At 71.6% G+C, this 24,281-nt stretch carries 28 protein-coding genes; 19 read left to right on the forward strand and 9 right to left on the reverse strand.

Annotation, left to right across the window (positions count from 1 at the left end; genetic code table 11):
* The first annotated feature begins 86 nt into the window (after positions 1-86).
* Positions 87-1,268, forward strand: a complete 1,182-nt coding sequence (locus ACWEF6_RS05530; protein WP_449681805.1) for a pyridoxal phosphate-dependent aminotransferase — start codon at positions 87-89, stop codon at positions 1,266-1,268.
* 97 nt (positions 1,269-1,365) lie between these two features.
* Positions 1,366-1,557 (forward strand): hypothetical protein, encoded by a 192-nt coding sequence (locus ACWEF6_RS05535; protein WP_003096028.1) that lies wholly within the window; start codon positions 1,366-1,368, stop codon positions 1,555-1,557.
* Here the strand turns inward: ACWEF6_RS05535 and ACWEF6_RS05540 are convergent.
* The 3 genes from ACWEF6_RS05540 to ACWEF6_RS05550 all read right to left on the reverse strand — a co-directional run bounded on the left by ACWEF6_RS05540 (position 1,554) and on the right by ACWEF6_RS05550 (position 4,077).
* The gene (locus ACWEF6_RS05540; protein WP_449681806.1) at positions 1,554-2,369 is read right to left on the reverse strand and encodes an SAM-dependent methyltransferase; all 816 of its coding nucleotides are present in this window, start codon (positions 2,367-2,369) and stop codon (positions 1,554-1,556) included. The two genes, ACWEF6_RS05535 and ACWEF6_RS05540, sit on opposite strands and share 4 nt — an antisense overlap.
* 86 nt (positions 2,370-2,455) lie before the next feature.
* Positions 2,456-3,034, reverse strand: coding sequence for an HAD family hydrolase (locus ACWEF6_RS05545; RefSeq protein ID WP_449681807.1), 579 nt, complete (start codon positions 3,032-3,034; stop codon positions 2,456-2,458).
* 20 nt (positions 3,035-3,054) lie between these two features.
* Positions 3,055-4,077 (reverse strand): threonine aldolase family protein, encoded by a 1,023-nt coding sequence (locus ACWEF6_RS05550; RefSeq protein ID WP_449681808.1) that lies wholly within the window; start codon positions 4,075-4,077, stop codon positions 3,055-3,057.
* A gap of 137 nt (positions 4,078-4,214) precedes the next feature.
* On the opposite strand from ACWEF6_RS05550, the gene ACWEF6_RS05555 reads away from it, so the two are divergent.
* The 3 genes from ACWEF6_RS05555 to ACWEF6_RS05565 are packed head-to-tail and all read left to right on the forward strand — an operon-like array spanning position 4,215 to position 6,058.
* Positions 4,215-4,724 (forward strand): SigE family RNA polymerase sigma factor, encoded by a 510-nt coding sequence (locus ACWEF6_RS05555; RefSeq protein ID WP_449681809.1) that lies wholly within the window; start codon positions 4,215-4,217, stop codon positions 4,722-4,724.
* On the forward strand, positions 4,717-5,430 hold the full coding sequence (locus ACWEF6_RS05560; protein ID WP_449681810.1) for a hypothetical protein: 714 nt from the start codon (positions 4,717-4,719) through the stop codon (positions 5,428-5,430). The genes ACWEF6_RS05555 and ACWEF6_RS05560 overlap by 8 nt, the downstream gene beginning before the upstream one ends.
* A 34-nt stretch (positions 5,431-5,464) precedes the next feature.
* Positions 5,465-6,058: a TetR/AcrR family transcriptional regulator gene (locus ACWEF6_RS05565; protein ID WP_310969499.1), complete on the forward strand. Its 594-nt coding sequence runs from the start codon at positions 5,465-5,467 to the stop codon at positions 6,056-6,058.
* Between the two features lie 57 nt (positions 6,059-6,115).
* Here ACWEF6_RS05565 and ACWEF6_RS05570 read toward each other — a convergent pair whose 3' ends face one another.
* From ACWEF6_RS05570 to ACWEF6_RS05580, 3 genes are read right to left on the reverse strand one after another with little or no spacing between them, the layout of a single operon-like run.
* On the reverse strand, positions 6,116-6,820 hold the full coding sequence (locus tag ACWEF6_RS05570; RefSeq protein ID WP_449681811.1) for a FadR/GntR family transcriptional regulator: 705 nt from the start codon (positions 6,818-6,820) through the stop codon (positions 6,116-6,118).
* A gap of 49 nt (positions 6,821-6,869) precedes the next feature.
* Positions 6,870-7,874, reverse strand: a complete 1,005-nt coding sequence (locus ACWEF6_RS05575) for a lactonase family protein (protein ID WP_449681812.1) — start codon at positions 7,872-7,874, stop codon at positions 6,870-6,872.
* On the reverse strand, positions 7,867-8,484 hold the full coding sequence (locus ACWEF6_RS05580) for a bifunctional 4-hydroxy-2-oxoglutarate aldolase/2-dehydro-3-deoxy-phosphogluconate aldolase (protein WP_449681813.1): 618 nt from the start codon (positions 8,482-8,484) through the stop codon (positions 7,867-7,869). The genes ACWEF6_RS05575 and ACWEF6_RS05580 overlap by 8 nt, the downstream gene beginning before the upstream one ends.
* Before the next feature lie 67 nt (positions 8,485-8,551).
* Here ACWEF6_RS05580 and ACWEF6_RS05585 point away from each other — a divergent pair, with 67 nt between their 5' ends.
* The 9 genes from ACWEF6_RS05585 (at position 8,552) to ACWEF6_RS05625 (ending at position 16,822) form a co-directional block, all read left to right on the forward strand.
* Entirely contained in the window at positions 8,552-9,229 is a 678-nt protein-coding gene (locus ACWEF6_RS05585) for an SDR family NAD(P)-dependent oxidoreductase (protein ID WP_449681814.1), read from the forward strand.
* Positions 9,230-9,244: 15 nt separating this feature from the next.
* Complete coding sequence (gene dgoD / locus ACWEF6_RS05590; RefSeq protein ID WP_449681815.1) at positions 9,245-10,390, forward strand: galactonate dehydratase; 1,146 nt, start codon at positions 9,245-9,247, stop codon at positions 10,388-10,390.
* 46 nt (positions 10,391-10,436) lie between these two features.
* Positions 10,437-11,864, forward strand: a complete 1,428-nt coding sequence (purB, locus tag ACWEF6_RS05595) for an adenylosuccinate lyase (RefSeq protein WP_449681816.1) — start codon at positions 10,437-10,439, stop codon at positions 11,862-11,864.
* Between the two features lie 151 nt (positions 11,865-12,015).
* Positions 12,016-12,834, forward strand: a complete 819-nt coding sequence (locus ACWEF6_RS05600) for an ABC transporter substrate-binding protein (protein WP_449681817.1) — start codon at positions 12,016-12,018, stop codon at positions 12,832-12,834.
* A 1-nt stretch (position 12,835) separates the two neighbouring features.
* Positions 12,836-13,600, forward strand: a complete 765-nt coding sequence (locus tag ACWEF6_RS05605) for an ABC transporter substrate-binding protein (RefSeq protein WP_449681818.1) — start codon at positions 12,836-12,838, stop codon at positions 13,598-13,600.
* A gap of 7 nt (positions 13,601-13,607) precedes the next feature.
* A complete protein-coding gene (locus ACWEF6_RS05610; RefSeq protein WP_449681819.1) occupies positions 13,608-14,387 on the forward strand; it encodes an ABC transporter substrate-binding protein in 780 nt (259 codons plus the stop codon).
* Positions 14,388-14,393: 6 nt separating this feature from the next.
* On the forward strand, positions 14,394-15,161 hold the full coding sequence (locus ACWEF6_RS05615; protein ID WP_449681820.1) for an amino acid ABC transporter permease: 768 nt from the start codon (positions 14,394-14,396) through the stop codon (positions 15,159-15,161).
* Positions 15,158-15,898 (forward strand): amino acid ABC transporter ATP-binding protein, encoded by a 741-nt coding sequence (locus ACWEF6_RS05620; protein ID WP_449681963.1) that lies wholly within the window; start codon positions 15,158-15,160, stop codon positions 15,896-15,898. The genes ACWEF6_RS05615 and ACWEF6_RS05620 overlap by 4 nt, the downstream gene beginning before the upstream one ends.
* A gap of 42 nt (positions 15,899-15,940) precedes the next feature.
* Entirely contained in the window at positions 15,941-16,822 is an 882-nt protein-coding gene (locus ACWEF6_RS05625) for an MOSC domain-containing protein (RefSeq protein WP_449681821.1), read from the forward strand.
* Here the strand turns inward: ACWEF6_RS05625 and ACWEF6_RS05630 are convergent.
* A complete protein-coding gene (locus tag ACWEF6_RS05630; protein WP_449681822.1) occupies positions 16,705-17,511 on the reverse strand; it encodes an SAM hydrolase/SAM-dependent halogenase family protein in 807 nt (268 codons plus the stop codon). The genes ACWEF6_RS05625 and ACWEF6_RS05630 overlap by 118 nt on opposite strands.
* 47 nt (positions 17,512-17,558) lie before the next feature.
* Here ACWEF6_RS05630 and ACWEF6_RS05635 point away from each other — a divergent pair, with 47 nt between their 5' ends.
* The 3 genes from ACWEF6_RS05635 to ACWEF6_RS05645 all read left to right on the forward strand — a co-directional run bounded on the left by ACWEF6_RS05635 (position 17,559) and on the right by ACWEF6_RS05645 (position 19,719).
* Complete coding sequence (locus ACWEF6_RS05635) at positions 17,559-18,563, forward strand: phosphoribosylaminoimidazolesuccinocarboxamide synthase (protein WP_449681823.1); 1,005 nt, start codon at positions 17,559-17,561, stop codon at positions 18,561-18,563.
* The gene (locus ACWEF6_RS05640) at positions 18,484-18,948 is read left to right on the forward strand and encodes an NADPH-dependent FMN reductase (protein WP_449681824.1); all 465 of its coding nucleotides are present in this window, start codon (positions 18,484-18,486) and stop codon (positions 18,946-18,948) included. Before ACWEF6_RS05635 ends, ACWEF6_RS05640 begins: the two co-directional genes overlap by 80 nt.
* Positions 18,949-19,014: 66 nt before the next feature.
* Entirely contained in the window at positions 19,015-19,719 is a 705-nt protein-coding gene (locus ACWEF6_RS05645) for a DUF2334 domain-containing protein (protein WP_449681825.1), read from the forward strand.
* Positions 19,720-19,834: 115 nt separating this feature from the next.
* Here ACWEF6_RS05645 and ACWEF6_RS05650 read toward each other — a convergent pair whose 3' ends face one another.
* Positions 19,835-20,470, reverse strand: coding sequence for an MBL fold metallo-hydrolase (locus ACWEF6_RS05650; RefSeq protein ID WP_449681826.1), 636 nt, complete (start codon positions 20,468-20,470; stop codon positions 19,835-19,837).
* Between the two features lie 45 nt (positions 20,471-20,515).
* The gene (locus ACWEF6_RS05655; protein ID WP_449681827.1) at positions 20,516-21,448 is read right to left on the reverse strand and encodes a DUF5937 family protein; all 933 of its coding nucleotides are present in this window, start codon (positions 21,446-21,448) and stop codon (positions 20,516-20,518) included.
* A gap of 61 nt (positions 21,449-21,509) precedes the next feature.
* Between ACWEF6_RS05655 and ACWEF6_RS05660 the strand changes: the two genes are divergently transcribed.
* A complete protein-coding gene (locus tag ACWEF6_RS05660; protein WP_449681828.1) occupies positions 21,510-22,655 on the forward strand; it encodes an MFS transporter in 1,146 nt (381 codons plus the stop codon).
* 33 nt (positions 22,656-22,688) lie between these two features.
* Positions 22,689-24,185 (forward strand): aldehyde dehydrogenase family protein, encoded by a 1,497-nt coding sequence (locus ACWEF6_RS05665; RefSeq protein WP_449678193.1) that lies wholly within the window; start codon positions 22,689-22,691, stop codon positions 24,183-24,185.
* Positions 24,186-24,281 lie beyond the last annotated feature (96 nt).

A 24,281-nucleotide genomic window follows, 5' to 3' on the forward strand; every position in this document is an offset into this window, starting at 1 on the left:
GCCCGCGTCGTGTTCAACCTCCTACGAACCGACACCACACCCCTCACAGCCACGCTCCCCGCAGCGGCTTGACATAGGAGCAACCCATGACCGACCTCGGAGCTTTCGCCGGGCCCGCGCTGCGGGCCGGCGTGCCGCCCTTCCACGTCATGGACGTCCTCTCCGCGGCCGGGGCGCGGCAGCGCAGCCACGGCGATCTCGTGTCGCTCGCGGCCGGGCAGCCGTCCGCTCCGGCGCCGAAGCCCGTGCTCGAGGCCGCCCAGGAAGCGCTGCGGAAGAGCGCGCTGGGCTACACCGAACAGCTCGGCATCCCCGAGCTGCGCGAGGCCGTCGCCGGGCACTACCGGACGCGGTACGACGTCGACGTCCAAGCGCACGACGTCGTCCTGACCACCGGGTCGTCCGGGGGTTTCCTGCTCGCCTTCCTCAGCGCCTTCGACCCCGGCGCCAAGGTCGCCATGGCGCGGCCCGGCTACCCCGCCTACCGGAACCTGCTGTCCGTCCTCGGCTGCGAGGTCGTCGAGTTCGCCACCACCGCCGAGACGAACTTCCAGCCGACCGTCGAACTGCTCGACGAGCTCGGGCCGATCGACGGCCTGATCGTCGCCAGCCCCAGCAATCCCACCGGGACCGTGCTGCCGCCCGGGGAGCTCGCCGCGATCACCGGCTGGTGCTCGTCGCACGGCGTCCAGCTGATCAGCGACGAGATCTACCACGGCATCTCCTACGGCGCCGAGCTCGACTGCGCGTGGCAGTACGGCCGGGAGCCGCTCGTGCTCGGCAGTTTCTCGAAGTACTTCGCGATGACCGGCTGGCGGCTCGGCTGGATGCTCGCCCCGCAGCGCCTCCATCGCGCGATCGACGTCCTGACCGGCAACTTCACCATCTGCCCGCCCGCCGTTTCGCAGTACGCGGCCCTCGCCGCCTTCACGCCGGAGGCGTACGCGGAGGCCGACGCGCACGTCGAGCGGTACCGCGCCAACCGGGATCGCCTCTTTGCCGGGCTGCAGCGCATCGGCCTCGACAAGCTCGCCCCGGCCGATGGCGCCTTTTACGCGTACGCCGACGTCAGCGCGTACACGCACGACAGCCTGAGCTGGTGCCAGCGGCTGCTCGCCGACACCGGGCTCGCCATCACCCCCGGCGTCGACTTCGACCCGGTCGACGGCGGCAAGTACGTCCGGTTCTCCTTCGCCGGCAGCGCCGAGGACATCGACGAAGGGGTCCGGCGCCTGGGGGCCTGGCTGGCCAGGGGGAACCCTGAATAAACCCCGAACGTTGGCCGTCCGAGGGGAGTTTCACCGCGCCAGGTGGCAGTGTGGAGGCATCGGGCCGGTGGGGCCACGGGGAGACATCGGAGGAACCATGTTCTGGAAGATCGTCGGCGGCCTGATCGTCGCCTGGGTGGCGTTCATGGTGCTGGGCGCCGTGATCGGCTTCGTGTTCAAGGCCGTCCTGTGGATCGCCATCATCGGCGGCATCGCCTTTCTCGGCGCCGCCGGCTACAAGGCGATCACCGGCGGCAAGAAGGACCCGCGGCGCATCAACCGTTACTAGGGGACCCGCGCCACGCCGGCCAGCGCCGTCCAGTTGACCGGCGTCAGCTGCGCCAGGCGCGGCCCGTCCGGCCACCACTGGTGCGGCGCGGTCAGCCCGGGTTCGAGCAGGTCGAGGCCGTCGAAGAACGACGTGATCTCGGCCCGCGTGCGGTAGAGCGTGTCGAGCCCGATGCGGCCGAAGCGGTCCTGCAGGGAGGTCGCGACGGCGGCCGCGTCGGAGCCGTCGGCCGGGTTGTGCTGGTGCAGCAGGAGCAGGTACGAGCCCGGCGCCAGCGCGCCGACGTAGGACTTGACCACCTGCTGCGCCTGGTGGAGGTCGGCGATGTGGTCGACGACCCCGCACAGCACGAGCCCGGCGGGCCGGTCGAAGTCGATGAACCGCGCGACCCCGGCGAGCGTCTCGCCGGGGTTCAGCGGGTCGGTGCCGCAGATGTGCGTGAAATCGTTGTCGACGAGCAGCGCCCGGCCGTGCGCCTCCACCACCGGGTCGTCGCCGACGTAGACGACGTGCGCTTCCGGGTTGTACTTCTGCGCCACCTGGTGGGTGTTCTCCGCCGTCGGGAACCCCGACGCGAGGTCGAGGAACTGGTCGACGGCCAGCCGCTCGGTCAGGTAGCGGACGGCGCGCACCAGCCACTGCCGCGCTTCCCGGGCCATCGCCGGGGCTTCCGGCGCGATCGCCGTCAGCTGCCGCAGGGCGGCGCGATCGGGCTCGTAGTGGTTCTGCCCGCCCAGCAGCGCGTCGGTGACGCGAGCGATGCTCGGCCGTTCGAAGTCGACGTGGGCCGATGGTCGTTCGCTCGTCGCCATGCGCACCTACCGGGGAGTGTGGGGGACGCTCAGCCTAGGACATGGAGATCACGGCGGGTAGGCGGCCGTGCGGTGCGCGTGAGCCCTCAGTCCAGCCACGCGCGGGCCGCGTCGGCGCCGTTCCAGACGTGGGCCCGGAGCCCGACCGCCCGCGCTCCCTCCACATTGGACTCCCGGTCGTCGAAGAACAGGCAGTCGGCCGGCTCGGCGCCGAGCTCGTCGAGCAGCAGGCGGAAGATCTTCGCGTCCGGCTTGACGCACCGGACGTCGCCGGAGAACAGCGTCACGCGGAACAGCCGCGCCCAGTCCTGCGCGCGGACCCACTCGCCGAACGCGATCGGCGCGTTCGAGAGCAGCGCCAGGCTCGCGCCGGCTTCGGAGAGCGCTTCGAGCAGGGCCTTCGACGACGGTTCCAGGTGCCCCCAGCCCTCGACGTCGATGCGGGTCAGCTCGGCCGACAGCGCCTCGTCGACCGGCGCGCCCACGGCGTCGCCGACCGCCTGCCAGTACTCGAGCGGGGTGCTGCCGGCGTCGTAGGGCAGCCGGTACTCCCAGTACGCTTCCAGGAACTGCGGCAGCGGCGCGCCCATCGCCGCGGCCAGGTCGGGCAGGGCGGCGCTCGGCTTGCTGAGCACGTCGCCGTAGTCGAACACGATCCAGTTCACGCGGTCCCCCCGGGACTTCGTCAGGCGCCGGTCTTGATCCGGCGCAGGGCTTCTTCGACGTCGGTCGCGCTCAGGTCCCGGTGGGTGACGAACCGGACCTTGCCCGCCATCGGCACCGCGCGGATGCCGAGCGTGTCGAGCCAGGCCAGCGCCGTCGGGATGTCGGGGACTTCGGCGACCACGATGTTGGTGTCGGGTGTGTTGGTCGGCCAGCCGTATTCGCGCAGGCCGTCGGCGAGCCGCTGGGCGTTCTCGTGCGACTCGGCCAGGTCGGGGATGCGGTCCAGGGCGATCAGGCAGGCCGCGGCCAGCACGCCGCCCTGCCGGACGCCGCCGCCGAGCATCTGCCGCATCCGGCGGGCCCGCTCGACGAACGCCGTGCTGCCCGCGACGACCGAGCCGACCGGCGCGCCGAGGCCCTTGCTGAAGCAGGCCGACACGGTGTCGACGCCGACGGTCAGCGCGGCCGGCGGCACTTCGAGCGCGACCGCGGCCTGCCAGAGCCGGGCGCCGTCGAGGTGCACGGTCAGGCCCGCTTCCTTGGCGACCGACAGCAGCTGGGCGTGCTCGTCCGGCGGCGTCACCGCGCCACCGGCCGCGTTGTGGGTGTTTTCGAGACAGAGCAGCGATGTCCGTAATGTGAAGTACGGCCCGGGTTGTCCGATCGCGGCTGCGAGGGCGTCGGGCGATGGACGGCCCGGGCCGCCGTCGTGCTCGAGGATGTCCGGCATGCCGCCGGCCAGCCACGCCGCCGAGCCCAGCTCGTTGACCAGCACGTGCGCGCCCCGGGTGGCGAGGAACCGGTCGCCGCGCTGCAGGTGCAGGCTCAGCGCGATCAGGTTGGCCATGGTCCCGCTCGGTACCCAGAGCGCGGCCGGCATGCCGAGGACGTGCGCCGCCCGCTCTTCGAGCACGGCGATCGTGGGGTCGCGCTCGAGGACGTTGTCCCCGACCTCGGCGGAGGCCATCGCCGCCCGCATCGTGTCATCCGGGCGGGTGACGGTGTCGGAGCGGAAATCCAGGACGGGCGGGGCGAAGGTCACGTTGCGATCACATCACACCCACGTCGTGGGGATCAATCAGCCCTTGAGTGGTCGAACCCAGTCCGTCCGTGCAACCGTGGACGCCCCTGATTCCGTCCTCCCCGGGCGAACGACAACAGAGCGGAGCACGACTGCGCGTGGACCAGCGCGACGAGCAGCAGTTCGCGGAGTACTTCGCCGCCAGGCGGGACGCCGTGCGCCGGACCGCGTACATGCTCTGCGGCGACTGGCACCGGGCGGACGACCTCGCGCAGACGGCGTTCGTGGCACTGCACCGGAGGTGGACGAAGATCAGGGATCGCGCGGCGACCGACGCGTACGTCCGCAAGACGCTCGTCCGGGCGTCGATCGACGAATCGCGGCGTCCGTGGCGGCGCGAGTGGCAGACCGAGACGCTGCCGGAGCCGCCGGACGACACGCCCGGCCTCGACGACCTCGTCGCGACCAGGGAGGACCTGCTCGCGGCGCTGAAGGAAGTGCCGCCCAAGCAGCGGGCGGTGCTGGTCATGCGGTTCTTCGAAGGACTCGACGTGACCGGCGCGGCGCAGGCGCTGGGCTGCAGCGAAGGCAACGTGAAGAGCCAGACCGCCCGCGGGCTGGCGAACCTGAGGCAGGTCCTCGAACGGGAGGTGGAGACCAATGGATGAGCAGGAACTGCGCTCGTTGTTCTCCGCCGCGCCGCCGGACGCGCCGTCGCCGACGTTCAGCCGCGACGACGTCGTCCGCGAATCCCGCCGCCAGACCCTGCGCCGCCGGAACCGGATCACCGCCGGGGTGAGCGCCGCCGCGCTGGTCGTCGTCGGCTTCGGCGCGTACGGAGTGCTCGCCGGGGGTACCCCCGAGGCGCTGATCGCGACGGACAACGCCGCTCCCGCGCATTCCGGGCCGGGCGTCGCGCAACCCGGGGACGGCTCGATGCGTCCTGAAGTCGGCGGGGAGTCACCGAACTTCTCGTCCCAGCCACCTCAGCAGGGGGGTGCCGGGGACGGGAAGACCGGCCAACTGGCCGAAGGCGCCTCCGGGTGCGAACAGGTGGACGGGGAGCTCGCCACTGCCCTCGCTGGCGAGCTCCCCGGCCACGTCTCCGCCACCCAGGCCGTCCCGGGCGGCGCCTGTTCGACGGTGGCGCGGTCCGCGGGGTTCCCGGTCCCGGGCGGCGAAGTCGCCGCGGCGGTATACCCGAAGGGCACCCTGGAGGTCTTCAAGTCCCAGCCGGCCGGCACGGTCACCGCGCGGGTGGGTACCGCGTCCGGCGGGGTGCTGGTGCTGGTCAGCGTGCCGTCCGCGGGGGCGGCGGCGCCGTACGCGGGCCAGGTGGACGGGTTCGCCCGCGATCTCGCGCCCCGGTTCTGAGGCCGGGGCCGCCCGGTTGGCAGAATGACCGGCCATGACCGCTGCGACCACCCCCAAGGGGGAGCGACGGCGCGCCGCGCTCGTCGAGGCCGCCGCGAAACTGCTCGTCGAGGGCGGGTTCGACGCGGTGCGGCACCGGGCGGTGGCCGAGCGGGCGGGCCTGCCGCTCGCGTCGACGACGTACTACTTCGACTCGCTGGAAGACCTGGTCACGGCGGCCGTCGAGCACCACTCGAACGCCGAGCTGGCGACCGGCCGCCGCCGGCTGGAGGAGCTCGCGACCCGCAACCGCGGCGTGCAGGCGACCGTCGATCTGGTGCTGGACCTGCTGCTCGGCCCGGAGAGCGGCGACCAGGCGGCCGACGCCGAAGCCGTCCTCCTGCGCTACGAGCGGCTGGTCGCGACCGGCCGCCGCCCGTACCTGCGGCCGCTGATGCGGACGCTGTCGGCCCAGCTCAACGAGCTGCTGACGGAGATCTTCGCCCGCTCCGGCACCCCGGTCTCGGCGACCGAGCTGGAGCGGCTGGTCGCCCTGGTCGACGGCGCGGTCGTCAACGCCCTGGTCGAGGTCGACCCCGAGCCCCGCGCGGCCGCCGCCCGGATGCTCCAGGCCGCCCTCGCCGAATAGCGCAGCCTGCCGCACCCGGTCGTGAGTGGTAACGCGGGTTAGAACCCGCCTTACCACTCACGAGCGCGTGCGCTGAGCCTTCGCCAGGTCGTCCTGGGCCTTGGTGACCAGCGCGAGCATCGCCTGCTCGGCCGCGGCCGGGTCACCCGCGACGATCGCGTCGAACACCTTCCGGTGGTTCGGCACCGGATCCTCCGCCGCCGGGGAGCCGTGCACGAGCTTGTCCCGCTCGGCCAGCCCGATCGCGATGATCCGTTCCATCCGCACCAGGAAGTTGTTGTGCGTGGCGGCCATCAGCCGCCGGTGGAAGGCGAGGTCGGCCTGGACGCTCGCTTCCGGGTCGTCGCCCGCGGCGGCCATGTCGGCGAGCGCGTCCCGCAGCGCCTCGAGGTCTTCCTCGGAGGCTCGCCCGGCGGCGATCCGGGCGGCGGCGGGCTCGACGACGGCCCGGACCTCGGTGAGCTCGTCGAGCAGCCCGGGATCGTCGGCGGCCGCGGTCTGCCAGCGCATGACGTCGGCGTCGAGCATGTTCCACTTCTCGCGCGGCTGCACGAAGGTGCCGCGCTTCTGCCGGGCGTCGATCATCCCCTTGGCCGCCAGCACTTTGAGCGCTTCGCGCAGCGCGGTGAGGCTGATGTCGAGCTCTTCGCGCAGCGCGGGCAGGTCCAGGACGGTGCCTTCGCCCCACTCGTCGGAGAGGATCCGGCTGGCCAGTGCCTCCACGGTCTGGCCGTGCAACCCGCGGGGCCGGTGTTCGGTCAATGGAGGGCCCTCTCAGCCGGCAGGTGTTGACCGCATTATGGATGCCTGGTCAAGGCAGGGACACCGGCAGCACGAACGTCGGTGAGCCCGTCGGGTGGTAGCGCAGTTCCGCTTCGCCGGACGCGGTCAGCGTGAACGCCGTGATCGCGTCCTCCGACTGCGCCGCCACGTAACAAGTGCCGTCCACCAGCGCGAAGTGCCGCGGGTTCGCGCCGCAGGGCTGGTCGGCCACCGCGGCCGCGTCGTCCAGCGCGAACTCCGTCACGCAGTCCGGGCCGCGGTTCGACACGTACAGGCGCGAGTCGGCCAGTTCCAGGTGGGCCACCAGGTTGGGCTTCACCGACGACAGCGTCGACGGCGTCGAGGCCACCACCTCGAACGCGCCCGGTGCCTTCTCGCGGACCGTCACCAGCGTCCCGGCCAGCTCGCCGACGACGTACGCCAGGTCCGTGCCCGGCCGGCGCACCAGCTGACGCGGTCCCGTGCCCGGCGGCAGCGAGGACACCGCCAGCGGCTCGAGGGCGCCCGACGACGTCAGCGTGTAGCTGCGGATCTCGTCCGTCCCCAGGTCGACCGCGCTCACGATGGACCCGTCGGGCGACGGGACGGCCATGTGGACGTGCGCCGCTTCCTGGCGGTCGGTCACCGGCCCGCTGCCGCTGTGCTGGACCAGGGCCGTCCGGGCGATCAGCGCGCCGGAGGAGGACAGCGAGAAGACCGCCACGCTGCCGCCGGTGTAGTTGGCGCACAACAGGAACCGGCCGTCGGGGGTCACCGCGAGGTGGCACGGGTGCGCCCCGCCGGTCTCCGCCGTGCCCAGGACCGACAGCTCACCGGACGGGGCGATGGCCAACGCCGTCACGCCGCCGTCCGCGGTCTCGTTGGCCGCGTACAGCACCGGCAACGACGGGTGGCGCACCAGCCACGACGGCGACTCCAGCGGCAGCGAAGCCACTTCGCGCAACGAGCCGGACGGCGACCGCGAGAGCGTCGTGACCCCGGTGCCGTTCCCCGCATCGCCGGTGTAGCACCCGACGAAGACCAGCTCAGCCATGCGTGCTCCTCAACAGCGTCTCGACCCGGGTGGCGACCTCCGCGAGGGTGCCGCGGGTCAGCGCCGAGCCGATCCCGCAGGCGACCGCGCCCGCCGAGAGCCAGCCTGGCACGTCTTCCGGCCCGATGCCGCCGGTGGGTACCAGCGGGGCCTGCGGCAGCGCCGCCCGCACGTCCGCCACCCACGACGGCCCGAGCGCCGACGCCGGGAACACCTTCACCGCGTCGGCGCCTTCCTCCAGGGCCCGCACGATTTCGGTCACCGAGCCGGCGCCCGGCAGGGCTGCCACGCCGTACCGGTGCGCGGTCCGGATCACCGCGCGGTCCACCGACGGTGACACCAGGAACCGCGCCCCTGCGCGGATCGCCAGCACCGCAGACGTCTCGTCGAGCACCGTGCCGGCGCCGATCGTCGCGTCCGGGTAGGCGGCCGCGAGCCCGGAGATCGCGTCCAGCGCGCCGGGGTTCGTCAGCGGCAGCTCGATCGAGCGCAGCCCGGCGCCGAGGGCCGCGCGGGCCGCCTCCACCGCGGACTCCGCGTCGCGCGTGCGCACGATTCCGACGACTCCCTGGCGCAGTGCGTCGGCCATGATTTCCCACCGGTATTTCATGGGTGCAGTCTACCTTGTGAAATCTTAAATTAGGATTTATTCTCGTACTTCAAGAGACGGAGGGACGATGCCGACAGCGGTGGTGACCGGAGCGGCGTCCGGGATCGGGGCGGCGACCGCGCGGAAGCTCATCGAGGACGGCTACCGCGTGCTGGGCGTGGACGTCGCCGAGCTCCCAGACGGCGTCACGCCGATCCGGGGTTCGGTGACCGACGAAGCGACCTGGGCGAACATCGGCGAGGTGGACGCGCTGGTCAGCAACGCCTACGTGCCCAGCACCGGGCCGCTGCACGAGATCGGCCGCGCCGAGTGGCAGCGCCAGCTCGACGTCAACCTGACCGGCACCTACCTGGCCGTGCAGGCGTGCTTGCCGTCGTTGCGGGCCCGGCGTGGCGCGATCGTGCTGGTCTCGTCGGTGCACGCGCACTTCGGCCTGCCGGGCCACCCCGCGTACGCGGCCAGCAAGGGCGCGCTCGTCGCGCTCGCCCGGCAGCTGGCCGTCGAGTACGCCCCCGAGGTGCGGGTCAACTCCGTGCTGCCGGGGCCGGTGCTCACCGAGGCCTGGGCCCGCATTTCGCCCGAGGACCGCGAACGCAGCGCGCGGGCGACCCCGGCCGGCCGCCTGGGCCGGCCGGAGGAGGTCGCGGACGTGATCGCGTTCCTGCTCTCGGCCGCCGCCTCGTTCGTCACCGGGGCCGAACTGACCGTCGACGGCGGCTGGTCGGCCGCCAAGGATTCCGCGTAGAAACGGGGCACCCGGGTGAAGATCACCGCCATCGAGACGTTCCTGGTCGCACCGCGCTGGCTGTTCCTCAAGGTCAGCACGGACGAAGGGGTCAGCGGCTGGGGCGAGCCCGTGGTCGAGGGCCGCGCGGAGACCGTGCGCGCGGCCGTGCACGAGCTGTCCGAGCTGCTCATCGGCCAGGACCCGCTGCGCATCGAGGACCACTGGCAGGTGTTGCGGCGCGGCGGTTTCTACCGCGGCGGCCCGGTGCTCTCCAGCGCGCTCGCCGGGTTCGACCACGCGCTGTGGGACATCGCCGGCAAGGTCCGCAACGCGCCGGTGCACGAGCTGCTCGGCGGGCCGGTCCGCGACCGCGTCCGGGTCTACAGCTGGGTCGGCGGCGACCGCCCGGCCGGTATCCGCGAAGCGGTGGCCGCGCAGGTCGAGGCCGGGTTCACCGCGGTGAAGATGAACGTCGCCGGGCCGATGACGGCGATCGCGTCCCCGGCCGAGGCCGACGCCGCGGTGGCGCGGGCCTGGGAAGCGCGGGAGGCGCTCGGCCCGCACCGCGACCTCGCGATCGACTTCCACGGCCGGGTCTCGCCCGCGATGGCGCGCCGGCTGGTGCGGCTGCTGGAGGACGTCCAGCCGCTGTTCGTCGAGGAGCCGATCCTGCCGGAGACCCAAGGCGACGCACTGCGCTCGGTCGTCGAGGCGTCCACGGTGCCGATCGCGCTCGGCGAGCGGCTCTATTCGCGCTGGGAGTTCAAGCCGGTGCTCGACGCCGGGGTCGCGGTCGTCCAGCCCGACCCGTCGCACGCCGGCGGCATCTCGGAGCTGCGGCGGATCGGCGCGCTGGCCGAGGTGTACGGCGCTTCAATGGCGCCGCACTGCCCGCTCGGCCCGATCTCGCTGGCCGCGTCGCTGCAGGTCGCCTTCGCGACACCGAACTTCCTGATCCAGGAACAAAGTGTGGGCATGCACTACCACGAGGGCCGTGAGCCCGGGTACCTCGTGGACCCGTCGATCTTCGCGTTCCAGGACGGCTACGCGGCCCGGCCGCTCGGCCCCGGTCTCGGCATCGAGGTCGACGAAGAGGCCGTGCGCCGGGCGGACGAGACCGGGCACGCCTGGCGCTCACCGGTGTGGCGCCACGACGACGGCGGCTTCGCGGAATGGTGAAACCCCGGGCCGTCACCGCGCTGACCTGCGCAGGTATCGTGAGGGCGTGACGGACAAGCCCCGCATTCCGAACGTACTCGCCGCCCGCTACGCCTCCGCGGAGCTGGTCTCGCTCTGGTCCCCGGAGCAGAAGGTCGTCCTGGAGCGGCAGCTCTGGCTGGCCGTCCTCAAGGCCCAGCGGGACCTCGGCGTGGAAGTGCCGGACGGCGTCGTCGAGGCCTACGAGCGGGTGCTCGAGGACGTGCGGCTGGACTCGATCGCCGAGCGCGAGCGCGTCACCCGCCACGACGTCAAGGCGCGGATCGAGGAGTTCAGCGACCTCGCCGGCCAGGAGCACATCCACAAGGGCATGACCTCGCGCGACCTCACCGAGAACGTCGAGCAGCTCCAGCTGCTCCGCTCCCTGGAGCTGGTGCGCACCCGCGTCGCCGCCGTGCTGGCGCGGCTGGCCGCCCTCGCCGTCGAGCACGCCGACACCGTCATGGCCGGGCGTTCCCACAACGTCGCCGCGCAGGCCACCACCCTCGGCAAGCGGTTCGCCACCGCGGCCGACGAGCTGCTGGTCGCCTTCGAGCGCCTCGAGAACCTCATCGAGCGGTACCCGCTGCGCGGCATCAAGGGCCCGGTCGGCACCGCGCAGGACATGCTCGACCTGCTCGGCGATGAGTCCACTTTGGACCAGCTCGAGGACCGCGTGATGCAGCACCTCGGCTTCAACCGGCGGTTCGTCAGCGTCGGCCAGGTGTACCCCCGTTCGCTCGACTTCGACGTGCTGTCCACTGTGGTCCAGCTCGCCGCGGCGCCGTCCAGCCTGGCCAAGACGATCCGGCTGATGGCCGGCCACGAGCTGGTCACCGAGGGCTTCAAGCCCGGCCAGGTGGGCTCGTCCGCCATGCCGCACAAGATGAACACCCGCTCGTGCGAGCGCGTGAACGGCCTCGCCGTCGTGCTGCGCGGCTACCTCTCGATGATCGGCGAGCTGGCCGGCGACCAGTGGAACGAGGGCGACGTCTCCGACTCGGTCGTCCGCCGGGTCGCGCTGCCGGACGCCTTCTTCGCGCTCGACGGCCTGCTGGAGACGTTCCTCACCGTGCTCGCCGAGTTCGGCGCCTTCCCGGCGGTCATCGAGCGTGAGCTCGATCGCTATCTGCCGTTCCTCACCACGACGAAGGTGCTCATGGCGTCGGTCCGCGCCGGCATCGGGCGTGAGACGGCCCACGAAGCGATCAAGGAGCACGCGGTCGCCGTCGCGCTCGAGATGCGCGAAGGCCGCGCGGAGAACGACCTCCTCGACCGGTTCGCCGCCGACGAGCGCATCCCGCTCGACCGCGGTGAGCTGGACAAACTCCTCGCCGACCGGATCTCGTTCACCGGCACGGCCGGCCGTCAGGTCACGCAGGTGGCCGAGCGCGTCGCCGAGGTCCTCGAGCGGTTCCCCGAGGCCGCGGGGTACGTCCCGCAGCCGATTCTGTGAGCTGACGCACGAGTCCACGGACTGGAACGAATCCACACGAACGGGCGAAATCCCTAATCTCGATCGCACGAAACCGGAGCGTCAGGGCGTTTACCCAGTGACCTGACGTGCTTTCCTCGCGCCCTGGGCGCGCCTACCTCTGGAAGAAGCGATGAGATCCACGCTGTCGAAAATCGCCGCGGCCGCCACCGCGGGCGCGCTGACGCTGACCTTGGCCGCCTGCGGTGGTTCCGAGGCGGGGGCCACCACCCTGCGCGTCGGGACGCTGAGCGACGCCCCGCCGTCGATCTACCTGGAGAACGGCCGGTTCACCGGCTACGACAACGAGCTGCTGCGCGACATCGCCAAGCGGGAGGGCTTCGAGGTCGAGTTCGTCGGCACCGAGTTCTCCAGCCTGCTCGCCGGCGTCGCGGGCGGCAAGTTCGACATCGGCAGCTCGACGATCTCCAGCACCGAGGCGCGCAAGAAGACGGTCGCCTTCTCCAACGGCTACAACACCGGCTTCACCACGATCGTCACCGCCAAGGGCGCGAACCTGAAGGACGTCGGCGCGCTGGGCGGCAAGCGGCTCGGCGTGGTCCAGGGCTCGGTGCAGGACGAGTTCGCGGGCAAGGTCGCCGGCGCCCAGGTCGTCCGCTTCCCGGACTACAACGCGGGCTTCGCGCAGCTGAAGAACGGCACGCTCGACGGCTGGGTCGTCCCGCAGGACATCGGGCAGAAGTACCTGGACCAGAACCCGAATGTCCCGCTGGAACTCGGGTACACGGTCGAAGACAAGGACACGCCGTCGGCGTTCGCGGTGGCCAAGAAGAACTCCGACCTGCTGAACAAGCTGAACGACGGCCTGGCGAAGGCCGTTGCGGACGGCACGGTGGCCCGGATCTACGGGCAGTTCTACAAGAACACCCCGCTGTCGAAGGAACTCCAGCAGGGCGGTCCCGGCCTGCCCGTGAAGAACCTGGGGGCGTGACATGAAGAAGCTGATCGTCACCGTGCTGGCCGCCGTCCTCACGCTGACCGCCTGCGGCGGCTCCGACAGCGCTTCCTCGACGCTGCGCGTGGGCACGCTGAGCGACGCGCCGCCGAACATCTACCTGAAGGACGGCAATTACACCGGCTTCGACAACGAGCTGCTCAAGGCCATCGCGGCCAAGCAGAACCTGAAGCTGGAGTTCGCCGCGACCGACTTCTCCGCGCTGCTCGGGCAGGTCGCCTCGGGGCGGTACGACATCGCCAGCTCGGCGATCGCGCAGACCGACGAGCGCAAGAAGACGGTCGACTTCTCCGCGGCGTACGACTTCGAGACGATGAGCATCCAGGCCAAGCAGGGCACGCCGGTCACCGACGAAAAGGGCCTGGCCGGCAAGCGCGTCGCCGTGATCCAAGCGACCGTCGGCGACCACTGGCTGACCAGCACCGTGCCGAGCGCCCAGGCCGTGCGCTTCCCGGACTACGCCGCCGCGCTGACCGCGTTGAAGAGCGGCGCGGTCGACGCGTACATCCTGGACCAGTCCATTGCCGAGAAGAACGTCACCGACAACCCGGACGCCAAGCTGGTCGTCGTGAAGAGCTTCGTCACGGACGTGCCGCACGGCTTCGCGGTGAAGAAGGGCAACGCCGAGCTCCTGCGCAAGATCGACGACGGGCTCAAGCAGGTGATCTCCGACGGCACCTGGCTTAAGCTGCACCAGCAGTTCCTGCCGACCGCTCCGGTGCCGGCCGGGTTCCAGGGTTAGGAGAAGCATGAGGAAGACACTGGTCACAGCGCTGACCGCGACCCTGCTGGCCGCCCTCACGGCCTGCGGCGGCTCGGACAGCGGCGGCGAGAAGACCCTGCGCGTCGGCACGCTGAGCGACTCGAAGCCGAACGCCTACCAGGAGAACGGCAACTACACCGGCTTCGACAACGAGCTGCTGAAGGCCATCGCGGCCAAGGAAGGCCTGAAACTGGAGTTCGCGGCGACCGAGTTCTCGGCGCTGCTCGGCCAGGTCGCGAACGGCACCTTCGACATCGGCAGCTCGGCGATCTCGCAGACCGACGCCCGCAAGAAGACCGTCGACTTCTCGGCGCCGTACAACTACCAGGCGCTCGGCATCGAAGCCAAGGAAACCGCGGGCATCACCGACGAGAACTCGTTGGCGGGCAAGCGGGTCGGCGTCGTCCAGGGCACGGTGTCGGACACCTGGCTCGGCACGAACGCGCCGACCGCGCAGGCCGTCCGGTTCCCGAACGACGCCGCGGCCCTCAACGCCCTCAAGACCGGCGCGATCGACGGCGCGGTGTTCGACCAGGCGACCGCCGAGGACTACGCGAAGAACAACCCGGACGCGAAGCTCAAGGTGACCAAGGCGATCACCACGACCATCCCGCACGGGTTCGCTTTCAAGAAGGGCAACACCGAGCTGATCGACAAGATCAACGACGGTCTGAAGAAGGTCATCGCGGACGGCACCTGGGTCAAGGTGCACGACCAGTTCGAGCCCACCGCGCCGGTGCCCGCCGAGTTCAAGGCGGGGCAGTAGTCCACAATGGACGATTTTGTCAACACGTTCCTGAACTGGGACTACATTTCCCAGGTCTTGCCCGACCTGTTGAAGACCGGGCTGCTGAACACGCTGATCCTGTCGGTGTCCTCGGCGCTGATCGGCACCGTGCTCGGCATGGTCCTGGCGGTGATGGGCCTGTCCACCAAGTGGTGGCTGCGCTGGCCCGCGCGGGTGTACACCGACATCTTCCGCGGGCTGCCGGCCATCCTGACGATCCTGCTGATCGGCCAGGGCCTCGGCACGCTCGCGCGAGACGTCGTGGGCACGAACCCGTACCCGATGGGCATCCTGGCGCTGTCGCTGATCGCCGCCGCCTACATCGGCGAGATCTTCCGGTCCGGCATCCAGAGCGTGGACAAGGGCCAGATGGAGGCCAGCCGGGCGCTCGGGATGAGCTACACCAAGTCGATGCTGCTGGTGATCATCCCGCAGGGCGTCCGGCGGGTGCTGCCGGCGCTGGTGAACCAGTTCATCGCGCTGGTCAAGGACTCCAGCCTGGTCTACGTGCTCGGCCTGCTGTCCGGCCAGCGCGAGCTGTTCCGGATCGGTCAGGACCTGGCGGCGAACACCGGCAACCTGTCCCCGCTGGTCGCCGCCGGTGTGTTCTTCCTGGTGATCACCGTGCCGCTGACGCACCTGGTCAACTACATCGACAAGAAGCTCCGGACCGGCCGCAAGGTGCGCGCCGACGAGCCGGACGACGGCGAACCGGTCGAGATCGGTCCCGGGGGGAGGGTGAGCACGTGGTGACGACGGCGGTCCGTTCGTCCAGTGTGGAGCTGAAGGACATCCACGTCAGCTTCGGCACGCTCGAAGTCCTGCGCGGGGTCGACCTCCGCGTGGAGAGCGGCAAGACGACGTGCGTCATCGGCCCGTCCGGCTCCGGCAAGTCGACGCTCCTGCGCTGCGTGAACCGCCTGCAGGAGCCCGATTCCGGCGATTTGCTGCTCGACGGCGAGTCGGTGATCAAGGCCGATCCGGACGCGTTGCGCCAGCGCGTCGGCATGGTGTTCCAGCACTTCAACCTCTTCGGCCACCGGAGCGTGCTGGACAACATCGTGCTCCCGCTGCGCAGCGTGAAGAAGCTGAGCAAGGAGGAGGCGGCGGCGATCGCCCGCGCCCGCCTGGCGGACGTCGGCCTGGCGGACAAGGCACCGTACCGCCCGAGCGCGCTGTCCGGTGGCCAGCAGCAGCGGGTGGCGATCGCCCGGGCGCTGGCGATGGACCCCGAGGTGATGCTCTTCGACGAGGCGACCAGCGCGCTGGACCCGGAGCTGGTCAAAGGTGTGCTGAACCTGATGGCGGGCCTGGCCTCGCGCGGCCTGACGCTGATCGTGGTGACGCACGAGATGGGCTTCGCCCGCAGCGTCGCGGACGAGGTGGCCTTCATGGACGCGGGCCGCATCGTCGAGCAGGGGCCGCCGGCGGAGATGTTCGACGAGCCCCGAAGCCCGCGCCTGCAGCGGTTCCTCTCCCAGGTCCTCTGAAAGGAGACGCTTCGGCGGCGGCCGCCCGGGTAGCCTGCGAAGATGGCGAGAATCGCTCGGCTGACGTACTACCCGGTCAAGTCCTGCGCGGGCATCGACGTGCCGTCCGCCGAGGTGACCAGCACCGGGCTCGCGGGCGACCGGGTCTTCCAGGTCATCTCGCCGGACGGCGACGTCCTCACCCAGCGGCCGCACCCGGTCATGGCGGTCGTCCGGCCGCGGGTGCTCGGCGACAGGCTCGCGCTGTCGGCACCCGGCCGCGAGGACGTCGTCGTGGACATCCGGCGCGACGGCCCGCGGCGCCCGGTGTCGATGCTCAGCTGGCACGGCGAGGGCGTCCGGCAGGATCCCCGGGCCGACGAGTGGTTCTCGGACCTGCTCGGCCGCCCGGCCGCGCTGATCGGCGTCACGCCGGACCACCACCGCGTCAGCGGCGGGGTGTTCCCCGGCCTCGCCGCCTTCGGTGACGCGCACGCCCTGCTGCTCGCTTCCGAGTCCTCTTTGGACAACCTCAACGAGCGGATCGCCGCCGGACAGGGCGAACCGGTGCCGATGGACCGCTTCCGGCCCAACATCGTGCTCGCCGGCTGGGTCGAACCCCACCGCGAAGACGAGGCTCGCGAACTGACCGTCGGCACCGCGCGGATCGGGTACGCCGAGAGGTGCGTCCGGTGCGCGGTCCCGATGGTCGACCAGGAAACCGGCGCGAAGGCCGGTCCCGAGCCGATCCGCACCCTCGCGAGCTACCGGCGTGACCCGCAGGGCGGTGTCGTCTTCGGCGCGAAAGCCGCCGTGCTGCGGCCGGGTCAGGTCGCGGTCGGCGACGAGGTGATCGTGCACTCCTGGGCCGGCCCGAGCCCGAGCACGGCCGCCGCCGAGCCGCCGTTGACGGCGACCGCGAGCCGGCCCGCCGAGTCCGTGTAGAGCACCGACGCTCCGGCGGGGACGTCGGCGAACGTCCGCCCGAGCACGGTGGTCACCGCCACGCGCTCGCTGTGCACGGAAACCGCGCCGGACAGGCCCGAAAGCTCCAGGTCCGCCGGGGTCGCGGCGAGCTGGACGTTGCCGAAGTGGTCGACCGTCAGCACCTCCGACACGAGCTTCCCCGGGAACGCCGCCACGAACGGCTCCGCCATCGCGACCAGGCCGTCCACCGGGTCGCCGAAGTCGGCCGGCGACACACCCAGCGCGAGGTGTGCGGCTGCGGGCGCGAAGACGTCCCGGCCGTGGAAGGTCGCCGACGTCGCGGGCAGCCGCAGCGACGGCTCGGCGAGCTCGTACGCCACCCGGACGCCGCCCAGGGCCTGGGCGGCCGGCAGCAGCAGGCCGTTGTCCGGCCCGACCAGCAGCCCGTCCTCCGCGACGACGACCACGCCGAGCCGGTCGGTGCCGACACCCGGGTCGACCACCGCGACGTGCACCGACTCCGGCAGGTAGGGGACGGTCTGGGCCAGCGCCATCGCGCCGTGCCGGATGTCCTGGGGTGGCACTTCGTGGGTCACGTCGATCACCCGCACGGCGGGCGCCAGCCGCGCGATCACGCCGTGGCAGGCCGCCACGAAGCCGTCGCGCAGGCCGTAGTCGGTGGTCACCGAGATCCAGTCGTACGCCATGCCAGCATCATCCATGGTGGCAGAGGGTGCCCGTTAGGGTTCGGTGCGTGACACCCCTCCCCACACGCCGGAGGCTCGCCTCCGGCAAGGTCCGCGACCTGTACGAAGCGGGCGACGACCACCTGCTGATCGTCGCCTCCGACCGCATTTCCGCCTTCGAGCAAGTCTTCCCCACCTCGGTCCCCGGCAAGGGCCGCGTGCTCACCGCGATGAGCGTGTTCTGGTTCCGCGAGCTCGCCGACGTCCTCCCGAACCACCTCGTGACCTGCGACGGGCCGCTCATCCCCGAGTCCGTCCGCGGCCGCGCGCTGCTGGTCGAGCGGCTCGAGATGCTGCCCGTGGAGGCGGTCGTCCGCGGCTACCTCACCGGCCGCGGGTACGCCGACTACCGCCGGTCCGGGGAGGTGTGCGGGCTGGCGCTGCCGCCGGGCCTGGCCGAGTCGGCGCGGCTGCCCGAGCCGATCTTCACGCCGTCCACCAAGGCGCGGCGCGGGGAGAAGGACGAGAACATCGACTTCGAAACGTGCGTGTCGGTGCTCGGCCGCGCGCTCGCCGAGGAGGTCCGGGAGGCCTCCCTCGAGCTGTACCGCCGGGGCGCCGCGCGTGCGGCGGAACAGGGCCTGCTGCTGGCCGACACGAAGTTCGAATTCGGCATCGGGCGCGACGGCGGTCTGGTGCTCGCGGACGAGCTGCTGACGCCGGATTCCGCGCGCTACTGGCTCGCCGACGGTCACCAGCCCGGCGTCCCGCAGCCGTCGTTCGACAAGCAGCACGTGCGCGACTGGCTGGTCGACCCGGCGTCCGGCTGGGACTGCGTGTCCCCGCTGCCGCCGTTGCCCCCCGAAGTGGTGACGGCCACGCGCGACCGGTACCTCGAGGCGTACCGGCGCATCACCGGGCTTTCGCTGGCAGACTGGCCTCGTGATCCTGCTGATCTGCGGCAGCCTGCGAGCCGGCTCGGGCAATGCGGCGGTGCTGGGGACCGTCGCGACCCTCACCGCGACCAAGACGTACACCGGCCTCGCCGATCTGCCGCACTTCAACCCCGATGACGACCGCGATCCCCTGCACCCCGAGGTCGCCTCGCTGCGCGCCGCGCTCAAGGAAGCCGACGCGGTCCTGATCTGCACGCCGGAGTACGCGGGCGGGCTACCGGGCTCGTTCAAGAACCTCCTCGACTGGACGGTCGGCGGCGGCGAGATGTACGGCAAGCCGGTGGCGTGGATCAACGCGTCCTCGATCGCGGCACCCACCGGCGGCCGGGACGCGCACGACTCGCTGCGCAAAGTCCTGACGTACGCGGGCGCGAAGATCGTCGAAGACGCGTGTGCGCGGATCCCGGTCTCGCGGGCGGACGTCGCCGACGGCCAGGTCGCCGACCCCGATCTGCGCGGCCGGATCGCGGTGGCCGTGAAGCGCCTGCGCGAGGGTGTCTGACCCTTCCGGCAACGGTCGCCCGTCCGTTCTGCGCAGTTCACGGGAGTTTCAGACGCGTGCGCGCCAATGGTGGTCGTGGACGCTCGCTTGCTGGTTTCGCTGTCGGGAATCACCCCGCGCACGCTGCACCGGTGCGCCGACCTCGCGGCCGAGCTCGACCGCCGCAAGGTGCCGCTCTCGCTGCTGTACGCCGCCCGCACCGGCGACGGCCCGGTGACGGAGTGGGTGCGCACCCGCGCCCGCGGCGGTGATTCCGTGCTGCTGCACGGCTACGACCACACCGTCACACCCACGCACCGCACGGTGTACCTGGGCAAGCGGGCGGAGTTCGCGACGCTGCCGGCGCACGAAGCCCGCCTGCGGCTGATCGCCGCGAAGGCCGCGCTGGACAACGCGGGGCTGGCGGTGGACGGCTTCGCGCCGCCGCGCTGGATCGCGTCCCAGGGCACGCTGCAGGCCCTGGCCGAGCACGGTTTCCGGCTGTGCGCCGACCTCGGCGCGGTGCGCGACCTCGTCACCGGCGAGGTGCGCCGCGCGCGGGTGAGTGAATTCACGAGCCAGTCGCACCGCACCGAGACGGTGCGCTGCTTCGCACTGGTGCTGGCGGCGGCCCGTTCGGCCCGCCGGGGCGGGCTGGTCCGGCTGGGGGCCGAAGCCTCGGACCTGACCCGCCCCGGCCTCCGCCAGGCCCTGCTCGACGCGGTCGACGTCGCCCTCGAGAACCGCGCCTTCGGCGCAACCTACGGTTCGCTGCGCGCGGTCGCGGCCTGACCGAGCCAGAGGCCGATACCGGCCGCGCCAAGCGCAAAGGTGCCTGACACCCACCGGCGCCCGGCCTGCGAACCGAACGGGCGGCCGGCGGAACTCGGCGTCGAGGCGTGGGTGGCTAGAACTTCGCCGGCTCGGCCCGTTCCAGCACCTTGACCTCGGTGCCTTCGGGCGCGAGGTTGCCGAACAGGCCGTAGTGCATGGCCGGGTTGGCGAGCACGGCTTCGTGGATCGGCACGGCCACCCGCGGCGCGACGGCTCGCAGGTAGTCGACGGCTTCCCCGGCCTTCAGCCACGGCGCGCCGGTCGGCAGCCCCAGGACGTCGATCTTCTGCTCCGGCACGAAGAACGAGTCGCCGGGGTGGAAGAACGCGCCGTCGTCGACGACGTAGCCGATGTTCGGGATGACGGGGATGTCGGAGTGGATGACGGCGTGCTCCCCGCCGACGGCCTTGATCGAGGTGTCCCCGACGGCGAAGGCGTCCCCGACGTTGGCGACGTCGAACTCCAGGCCGAGCTTCTCGACTTCGGGAGCGGACCCCGGGTCGACGATCAGCTTCGCGCCCGGGTTGGCTTCGAGGACCTTCGGCAGCCGGTCGACGTCGAGGTGGTCGAAGTGCTGGTGGGTGACCAGCACGGCGGACAGCTCCCGCTCACCCTCGAAGCCGGTGGAGAAGACGCCGGGATCGAGCAGGATCCGCTCGGAACCGGTCTCCAGCAACAGACAGGCGTGTCCGAAATGGACGATACGCATCGTTGGTTCTCCTTCACGGGTGGTCGTTTTCCAGCCTAGTCCCGTTCAGAGCTTCCCGGTGAGCAACGCGTCACCCAGCTCGGTCCGCCGGTACAGCACCCGGTGCCCGCGCCGCTCCGAGGCCAGCAACCCCGCTCCGCGCAACGCCGTCAAGTGCGCCGACACCGTCGCGGGCGCCAGGCCGTGGCGCCGGGCCAGTTCGGTCGTCGCCGCCGGGCGGTCGAGTGTCGTCAGCAACACCGCGCGGGTCCGGCCGAGCACCTCCGCCAGCGGTTCCGGCGGGGTGACGGACGAACTCCACAGCGAAGCGACGCCCCGAGCCGGGTACAGCAGCGAAATCTGCCACGGCGGCACCGTCACCACCCCGACGTTCGGCCACGCGAACACCGCCGGGATCAGCAGCAGCCCGCGCGAGTCGATCGACAGCCGTTCCCGGGCGCGGACGTCGACCAGCACCGACGTGCCGGACATGCGGACGCGCGGGTGCAGCTCCGCCAGCATCGCCGCGACGCCGCCGGAGCCCAGCCGGCGCGTCCGGTGCGCGATGTCCGCCGCGAGCAGCTCGCGCAGGCGTGGCCACTGCGGCGCCAGCACCGCCTGCCAGACCGTCTCCAGCTGGCCGGCGAGCAGGTCGCGCGCGGCCGCCGGGCCGGCCGGCAGCCCGGACAGGTCCGCGTCGACCATGCCCAGCTCCAGCGCCACCTGCTCCGGTGGCGTCGCGCGGACCACCTCGAGCTGGGCTTCGGCGGTCGTCTCGGGGCCGTCGGGCGGCGGGCTCAGGAACTCGGTGATGTAGTGCCGCGCGCTCAGCACCGCGGTCAGTTCGGGCACGTCGGGGAGGTCGGACAGCCACGGCAGGGGCGCGGGGTGCCGCCGGATGCCGAGCAGCGTCTGGACCGCACCCAGCACCTCCTCCAACGGCGAGATCGCGAAGCGGACGCGCTGGCTTCCGGCCGCGGTCAGGGCCAGTTCGATCACGGCTGATTCGCTCTCACCCGAATCAGTATGCCGCGCGAGCGCGCCACGAGAGCGTGACGCCATGTCGTTGTTCACCCATCGCGCGTACTGGCGCTGGTCGGCGGGCGTCCAGTTCGCCCGGCTCCCGGCGTTCATGGCGCCGCTCGCGTTCACCGTGCTGACCACCGCCACGACCGGGTCGTACCGGCTGGGCGGCGTCCTGATGGCGGTCTACGTCGCCTCGGAAATGGTCTGCGCGGTCCCGGTCGGGCGGCTGCTCGACCGCGTCGGCCCGGGGCGCGGGCTGCCGATGTTGCTGCTCCTGACCGCGGCGGGGTTCGTCGTCCTGACCGTGGCCGCCGCGAACGGCGCTCCGGGTACCGTGTTGCTGGTCTTCGTCGTGCTGCCCGGCATCACGGGCGGAGCGTTGTCGGGCGGGTTCCGGACACTGCTCGCGGAGACGGTCGACGACGGGCTGCTTCCCCGGGCGATCTCCGTCGACGGGATGATCCTCGAAGGTGTGCTCGTCGGCGGCCCGGCGCTGGTCACGCTGCTCGACCTGGCCGGCCCGCTCGTGCCGTTGGCCGCGATGGCCGCCTTTTGCGTGGCCGCGGCCCTGCTCGTCCCGCGTCGCGCTGCCTCCCACGATCGGGTGGAATCCGTGGAGGACCTTCCGTCCGCGCCGCCGGTCGCCTACCTGCCGTGGCTTTCCTGCGCCTTCACCGTCGGGCTGCTGACGTCGACGATCGAGGTCGCGCCCCTGCCGCTGGTCCAACGCGTCGGCGCACCCGACGCGGCTGCGCCGCTGGTGATCGCTGTGCTGACGGGGGCGAGCCTCGTCGGCGGCGCGGTCTACGCGTGGCGGGGCAAGACCGGCGACCCGCGGCTGTTCCTCGGCGGGTTCGTCGTCGGCGGGATCGTGCTCGCCGCGGATCTCGGCTGGGCGGGCTTGCTCGCGTCGCTGGCGGTGATCGGCGCCTGCGGTGGGCCGCTGGTCGCCACGACCTCGGTCAACCTCCAGCGCCTGTTGCCGAGAAACCGCAGGTCCGCCGGGTTCTCCTTGAGCTTCACCGTGCAGTCGTGCGGCTTCGGGCTTGGTTCGCTGGCCGTCGGAGTGCTGCCGCTGTGGCTGCCGCCGTTGTTCGGTGTCTTTGCCGCGGCGATCGCCGGTGGAATGCTGATGGGGAAGCCCGCACGAGCTATTGGCACGGTGTCAGTAACGTCGTAACCTGGGCTGACCCTCGACCCACGGGAGACGCCGATGACTGCCGTCCAGCCGAAGCCGACGACGGTCGGCGAGACCTTCGACTCGCTCAGCCCGGCGACCGACGAGGTGGTCGGAACTTACCCGATCCACACCGCGGAGGACGTCAAGGCGGCCGTCGAGCGGGCGCGCGTCGCGGCGGAGTGGTGGGCGGGCCTCGGTTTCGCCGGGCGCGCCGAGCGGCTGAAGGCCTGGAAGGGCGTGCTGACGCGCCGGCTGCCGCAGCTGTGCCAGGTGGTCCGCGACGAGACCGGCAAGCCGATCGCCGACGCGCAGCTGGAGAGCGTCCTGGCCATCGAGCACATCGCGTGGGCGGGCAAGCACGCGAAGAAGGTGCTCGGGAAGCAGAAGCGGTCCGCGGGGCTGCTGATGTCCAACCAGGCGGCGACGGTCGAGTACCAGCCGCTGGGTGTGGTCGGCGTGATCGGCCCGTGGAACTACCCGGTGTTCACCCCGCTCGGCTCGGTCGCGTACGCGCTGGCGGCGGGCAACGCGGTGGTGTTCAAGCCGAGCGAGTACACGCCGGGCGTCGGCAAGTGGCTGGTCGACGCGTTCGCCGAGATCGTCCCGGAGCAGCCGGTCCTGCAGCTGATCACGGGCTTCGGCGAGACGGGCGCGGCCCTGGTCGGCGCCGGCGTCGACAAGATCGCGTTCACCGGCTCGACGGCCACGGGCAAGCGCATCATGGCGGCGGCGGCCGAGACCCTGACCCCGGTGGTCATCGAGGCGGGCGGCAAGGATCCGGTCCTGGTCGACGCGGACGCGGACCTGGACGCGGCGGCGGACGCCACGGTGTGGGGCGCGTTCTCGAACTCGGGCCAGACGTGCATCGGCGTGGAGCGGGTCTACGTCCACGAGAAGGTCCACGACGAGTTCGTGGCCAAGGTGGTCGAGAAGTCGAAGGACGTGCGGGCGGGCTCGGACGAGGCGGCCCAGTACGGCCCGGTGACGATGCCTTCCCAGCTGGGCGTGATCAAGAGGCACATCCAGGACGCCCTGGCCCGCGGAGGCAAGGCGGTGCTCGGGGGAGAAGAAGCGGTGGGCGACCGCTACGCCCAGCCGACGGTCCTGGTGGACGTCCCGGAGGACTCCGAGGCGGTGACGGAGGAAACGTTCGGCCCGACGGTGACGATCGCCAAGGTCCGCGACATGGACGAAGCGGTCGAGCGCGCGAACAGCACGAAGTACGGTTTGGGTTCGACGGTGTTCTCGAAGTCCCGGGGTGTGGAGCTGGCGGAGAAGCTGCGCACGGGCATGACGGCGATCAACGCGCCGCTGTCCTTCGCGGGCATCGCGTCGTTGCCGTTCGGCGGCGTGGGCGATTCGGGCTTCGGCCGCATCCACGGCCCGGAGGGGCTGCGGGAGTTCGCCCGCACGAAGGCGATCGCCCGCCAGCGGTTCACGGCCCCCCTGACGCTGACGTCGTTCACCCGCAAGGAATCAACGGACGCACTGGTGGCCAAACTGGTGACCATCCTCCACGGCAAGCGCTGACCGATCCGGGGTTGTGGACCGACCGGGTCAACAACCCCGGAGAAGCACCAAAACTGTCGGCGCCCCCCGGTAAACTGGTTACCGGGGGGGTGTCCC

The sequence above is a fragment of the Amycolatopsis sp. NPDC004772 genome, assembly GCF_053601215.1.